Source organism: Mangrovibacterium sp. (assembly GCF_059905295.1).
Genome location: NZ_JBZQJF010000285.1, coordinates 1 through 1,808 on the forward strand (window position 1 = coordinate 1; position 1,808 = coordinate 1,808).

Genomic DNA, 1,808 nt, shown 5'->3' on the forward strand with positions numbered 1-1,808 from the left:
ACCTGGGTAGTGGGAGTACAGCCGATGCCTTGTCCCCGATGATTTACCCACAAATTTTGCAGTCAATTCCTTTTCAACTGGAATTGATGAACAGCAAATTTGATTGCCCCGATGTAGATCATCCGATTAGCCTTTTTGAATATTATACCGAATACCAAAAAGCCGGGGTACTTGGAACAATCAAAAAATACACGCTCGGTCTGCCCTTCGTATTGCTAAAAGCGATAAAAGGCGAACAGAAACCTGTTGCCTTAGATAGCTCTGAGGCAAAGATCATCAGCCTAACTCAAGATCAGGATGCAGTCCGCAAAACATTAAGCCAGCAAATAAGCTTGGATGTTAACGACAAAGATGGTTATGTGACGCTATCAACCAATTTTAGCGACCCGCTTCTGACAGCACAAGTTGCGCAAAAAGCTCAAAACATGTTGCAGGAGTATATAACCAAATACAAGCTGGAGAAGGCTGCTGATCAACTGAAATTCATACAAGCTCGTTATGACGAGAAAAAAACGGAATTTGAAGAAGCTCAGCACCAATTGGCTCTTTTCCGCGATCGCAATAAAAATGTAAGTTCTGCAATTGCGCTAACCGAACAGGAGCGACTTCAAAGTCAGTACAACCTGGCATATTCGGTGTATTCAGAGCTGGCTAAGCAAGTTGAAACAGCTCAAATTCAAGTTAAAGAAGATACACCAATATTAACAGTCATAGAACCGGTTCGGGTGCCAATCGAGAAATCGAAACCCAACAGACCATTAATCCTGTTTATTTGGATATTCCTTGGTGCTGTTGCTGGTGTCGGTCTGATATTCGGACGAGAGTTTTTCAGCTCAGTGAAAGAAAAATGGCAAGCTGAAAGTTAAGCAGATAAACCATTCCAACATGCATAAAAAGAACAGTCTCTGTGATTTACCGGAGGCTGTTCTTTTTATCCATCTAGTGCATATTGTTATATCTTCAATTCAATCCTTCAAAAGCATTATCTTTACAATCCGATTTTGAAACATGAACAACAATCAGGAGGAAAATAAAAGGTGGTATGCAATCTATGTGAAAAGCCGATGCGAAAAAAAAGCATGGATGGAACTCACAAACAGGGGAATTGAAAGCTACCTGCCCTTGCAACAAAAGATAAGACAGTGGAGCGACCGCAAAAAAAAGGTCGAGTTACCGCTCCTGCCGGGCTACCTATTTGTTCATATCGATCGTAAGGAATATGATGCAACCTTGCAGGTCTCCCATGTTGTCTGCTTTGTGACAACTGCAGGGAAAGCCACACCAATCCGCGACGAAGAAATTCTTACCTTAAAAAGAATTTTAGAACCGCAGGATTTACAAGTTGAACTGACGATTGATGATCTTGCTCCGGGACAAAAGGTCGAAGTAATTGCCGGGCCGCTCCTAGGTATGAAAGGAGAATTCGTACAACTAAAAGGGAAAAAAGTAGTTGGCGTTCGTATCGAGCAGATTCCCTATACCATAACCGTCGATATTCCGCTGGCTCATATTGAAACAATCCCGGTCTAAATTTCATCGTACGACCAAAATTCTCCTATTACTGCGATTGTGTGCTTCCTGGTTTTCTTGCACAAAAGAACAACACAATAGCCCGATCAAATCGCATCCTTTTTTCTACCTTTGGTAGCCTCATAAAAACAAATAGAATGACAACGATTTTCTGGCTGATTATTGCCATCCTTATTCTTGATTTTGTATTAGAACGTATATTGGATTACCTGAATACAACTCGTTGGAGCGACCAGTTGCCCGAAGAAGTAATAGGGATATACGACGAAGAGAAATAC

Annotated in this window: 2 protein-coding genes; both read left to right on the plus strand. The window is 41.5% G+C overall.

What is annotated here, in order from left to right:
* Nucleotides 1–866, plus strand: an 866-nt coding sequence (locus AC37HE_RS14635; RefSeq protein ID WP_500783597.1) for a GNVR domain-containing protein, incomplete at its 5' end; no start/stop codon positions are given.
* A 142-nt stretch (nucleotides 867–1,008) separates the two neighbouring features.
* A complete protein-coding gene (locus AC37HE_RS14640) occupies nucleotides 1,009–1,530 on the plus strand; it encodes a UpxY family transcription antiterminator (RefSeq protein ID WP_500783598.1) in 522 nt (173 codons plus the stop codon).
* Nucleotides 1,531–1,808 lie beyond the last annotated feature (278 nt).

Coding starts and splice junctions, on each gene's coding strand:
- AC37HE_RS14640 (WP_500783598.1), top strand. CDS start 1,009: ATGAACAACAATCAGGAGGAAAATAAAAGGTGGTATGCAATCTATGTG.